Here is a 3,643-nt window from a genome sequence, read left to right on the forward strand (position 1 = left end):
TTATTCAGGATATTAGCTATTTTTGTAAGCTAACTCTTCAAAATGAAAAAAATCCTAAGCATCAATTGATACTTAGGTTAGGCAATCCAGCCATTTTTCTTAGCAATGTTAATTGCTTCGATTCGAGAATGGGTCCCTGTTTTACTTAAAATAGATGAAATGTAATTGCGTAACGTTCCCTCAGATAAAAAAAGCTCTTCAGCCATTTTCGCTGTTGAAGCACCTGTTTGAAGCCCCGCTAATACACTCATTTCTCTTTTAGTTAGTGGATTTTTTTCCGCTCGTAAAACACTCGTGACCAGTTCCGGTGAAAACACTCTATTTCCAGTAAGAATTTGGTGAATACTTGCTACCAAATAATCACTTGGACTATCTTTTAACAGATAGGCATCCACGTTGTATTCGACTGCTTCTTGAAAGTAGCATTCTCTGGCAAAAGTTGTTAATATGATAATTTTTATGGGCAAGCCCGCAGAGCGAATCTCTTTGGCAACTTCAAGTCCAGTTAATTGCGGCATTTCAATATCAAGAATAACGACTTCTGGTTGCAGTTTTCTAATTTTTTCGAGTGCTTCTTTGCCATCTGCCGTACTCGCAATCACATCAAAGTCATCTTCCAGGTTTAAAATGGTGGTCAGGGTTGTATTTAACATGATTTGATCTTCTGCTAAAAAAAGAGTCGTCATCGTTCTCGCTCCTCCTCTAAAGGAATTCTAAAGTGCAATTTGGTCCCATCCCCATTTATTATGTCGAACGTCCCATTTTTTCTTTCATCCTAGCCATCATCCCACTTAATCCATGTGACGTTGGATCAATTGTCAGAAAGCCAATTCCATTGTCATGAATGGACAGTTCATAATACTGATTGGATTGACGAAACACACATTGGACGAATTGTGCTTTACTATGGCGAATAATATTGGTAAACGCCTCTTTAATACACGAGGCAAAAATAGTTTGGAGTTCGATTGGCCAATTTTCAGCAATCTCTTCCCCTTCCGTACTAAGATAAATACTCGCAGCAGATAAAAGTTTTTCTTCTTCCAGTAGCGCCTTTGCAATTGAACGATTTTCTAAACCATTCACTATTTGTCGAACAAGCTGTAAATTATTTCGAGAAATTTGCGCGATTTCGGTCAATTCCTGCGAAACTTTTTCAGGTTGCTTTGCCAATAACTTTTGAGCCAACTCTGTTTTCAACGTAATAATTGAAAAAGACTGTCCGAGATTGTCGTGTAAATCGCGAGCAATCCGTTCACGTTCCTCTTTGCGAATCAATGCTTCCAAGCGTTTGTTTTCACGATTGAGTTGCGTTGTTCGGTAGATGGATTCATTCATTGACCGAGAAACTAATGGTGAAAAAATAGCAAATAGCAAAACAATTAGTAAGCTACCAATACTTTGCGCATCTCCTTGCACAAGCCACAGAGTCGTACTAACGATGTTAATGAAACAAAACGCATAATATACACCTAGAAACAGATAAAAGCGATCACGACGTAGCGATAGAAAGCCAATCTGCCATGCCGTAAAAATAAATAGGCCAGTCATACCCAAAAATTGATAAATCACGCTAATGATTAGTTGAATAATCACGTACCAGATAGCCCACTTATTTGATTCATATCCTTCTCGATAGGCTTTCAAAAAAAGTAGCAAAAGAAAAAGAATGATTACCTGTTTTTTTAGGGGCATAGTGCCCAAGTCAGAAAGAACAGGTATCAAAAAAATGAGCCAAAAATAAGGAATCCATCCTATTTTTTTTGGAAACAGTATTTCTTCCTCTAAAAACTTCTTCATACTAGCTGATATCCTTTCTGTCGTTTGAAATGAAGAATGATACCTAAACAAAGACTTAATAGACTAAACCACAGAATTAATCCCAGACTACTCTGAAGGTCTAATTTATGATGATGGTAAAGAGTTTTCATCACATTGCTCATAAAATACGTTGGCATCCATTTACCGATTGACTGAATCCAATTAGGCAAACTATCGATTGGCCACCACAGTCCACTAACAATAGCCAAAGGAAAAACAAGCAAATTTGCCAAACCTGAGACTGTATTGGAACTCCCTGCCAAAGAAAGCAAAATACCAATCATAATTAAAGGCAAGGCTGTGAGTGGTAACGCGATTAGAAACGAAAGAACTTCCAAGATGGAATACTTTACGCTATTTATATAATACCCTACAACCAATAAGCTGATAATAGATAATTCGAATAAGCCAAAAAAACTGAATATCACACTCGCATAGTAACGACTTTTTGGTAACGGACTTAGCGTAATCAACTGGTCAAAGCCATTTTCACGATCACTGACAAGCGTACTCGAAATCATCATCACTGAATCCATTAAAATGCCATATGTCATCATGCTGACTAGATAGTCGGCTTTCCAGGCAACCAAATCAGCCCCTGCCAACCCCACATTCATCACTTTGGTAAACAAAAGATAAAAAAAGATTGGAATCAATAAACTGATGATTAAGAAGCGTTTGTTTCGAACAAACAGACGCAAAGTATTTAGTTTGGTTTGAAAGATTAGTTGCTTCATGCTTGATGTTCCTCCTGAATGTGATCGAATAAAGATTCTAATGAATTGGGTTGAATGGTTAATAGTTTTAATTGCTCAAACTGCCCTTGCATTGCAGTTAAAAATAGTGCCACATCATCCGTAATCAATTTGATTTTTTGATTGATTATTTTCACCGATTCAACACCCGGAATGGACAACCAGTATGTTTTATCCTTTAAATCATCAAAATAAAACTGGATTTCACTCACCCCGCGATTTTGACGCAGTTCATCCATTGAACCATTAAAAACGAATTTCCCTTTTACTAAAATCATAATACGATCAGCGACTGTTTCCAGTTCTTCCAAATAGTGCGAGGTTACAATAAACGTCTTTCCTTCCTTTTTGAGCAAGGCGATCGTCTGCCAAAATTTTAAGCGGCTATAACTATCCATACCTGCTGTAGGTTCATCTAAAAAAATGACGTCTGGGTTGCTAGCGATAGCCAACGCGAATCCTAGCCGTTTTCGTTGCCCACCAGATAGTTTCTCCATATATGATTGTTCATGCTCCTTTAAATCAGCATAATGCAATAATTGATCATAAGGTAATGGATGCTTGCTGAAACTTCGAACCAATTGAATGATTTCTGACACTCGAATTTTTTTTAGCTTGGCTGTTTCTTGTGTCATGACAGCAATCCGTTCACGATCAATCAAGAGTGATTTTTCTTGGTTAAAATAATGAATTTCACCTTGGTCCTTGGGGATTAGCTGTGTCAACACATTGATTAGCGTTGATTTTCCAGCACCATTTTCTCCTACCAAAGCAACGATTTCACCTTTTTTGACTGCAAAATCAAGCTTTTCAAAAATTCGTTTTTCTTTAAACGTTTTGGTAATTTTTTTAGCTTCAATGACGGTTTGATTCATAAAAATTTCTCCTTAACTAACCTTGATATTCTTAGTGTAAGAGATTTTTCAGAATCCAATAAGTCCCAATTAACATAACTTTTCTATGACAATTGTCATGGATTACATTGAGCTGTTTTTATTGCGCCGATTGTAAAATTAAGTTAGACAAATAAAAAAGTCATCTGTGCTACACTCAAGATAGTTCCGCCT

4 protein-coding genes are annotated in these 3,643 nt (G+C 36.9%); all 4 read right to left on the reverse strand.

From position 1 onward, the window contains the following. Positions 1–77: 77 nt before the first annotated feature. From HMPREF9088_RS10555 to HMPREF9088_RS10570, 4 genes are read right to left on the reverse strand one after another with little or no spacing between them, the layout of a single operon-like run. Complete coding sequence (locus tag HMPREF9088_RS10555; RefSeq protein ID WP_007209238.1) at positions 78–686, reverse strand: response regulator transcription factor; 609 nt, start codon at positions 684–686, stop codon at positions 78–80. A 58-nt stretch (positions 687–744) separates the two neighbouring features. Continuing rightward, a complete protein-coding gene (locus HMPREF9088_RS10560; RefSeq protein ID WP_007209239.1) occupies positions 745–1,800 on the reverse strand; it encodes a sensor histidine kinase in 1,056 nt (351 codons plus the stop codon). Continuing rightward, a complete protein-coding gene (locus HMPREF9088_RS10565; protein WP_007209240.1) occupies positions 1,797–2,558 on the reverse strand; it encodes an ABC transporter permease in 762 nt (253 codons plus the stop codon). Before HMPREF9088_RS10565 ends, HMPREF9088_RS10560 begins: the two co-directional genes overlap by 4 nt. After that, complete coding sequence (locus HMPREF9088_RS10570; protein ID WP_007209241.1) at positions 2,555–3,451, reverse strand: ABC transporter ATP-binding protein; 897 nt, start codon at positions 3,449–3,451, stop codon at positions 2,555–2,557. The genes HMPREF9088_RS10565 and HMPREF9088_RS10570 overlap by 4 nt, the downstream gene beginning before the upstream one ends. Positions 3,452–3,643 lie beyond the last annotated feature (192 nt).

Origin of the sequence: Enterococcus italicus DSM 15952 (assembly GCF_000185365.1) — a bacterium.
Taxonomy (GTDB): domain Bacteria; phylum Bacillota; class Bacilli; order Lactobacillales; family Enterococcaceae; genus Enterococcus_G; species Enterococcus_G italicus.

Bases quoted from the DNA above. Each gene is read 5' to 3' on its own strand.
- HMPREF9088_RS10555 (WP_007209238.1), bottom strand. From the start codon at position 686: ATGACGACTCTTTTTTTAGCAGAAGATCAAATCATGTTAAATACAACC.
- HMPREF9088_RS10560 (WP_007209239.1), bottom strand. From the start codon at position 1,800: ATGAAGAAGTTTTTAGAGGAAGAAATACTGTTTCCAAAAAAAATAGGA.
- HMPREF9088_RS10565 (WP_007209240.1), bottom strand. From the start codon at position 2,558: ATGAAGCAACTAATCTTTCAAACCAAACTAAATACTTTGCGTCTGTTT.
- HMPREF9088_RS10570 (WP_007209241.1), bottom strand. From the start codon at position 3,451: ATGAATCAAACCGTCATTGAAGCTAAAAAAATTACCAAAACGTTTAAA.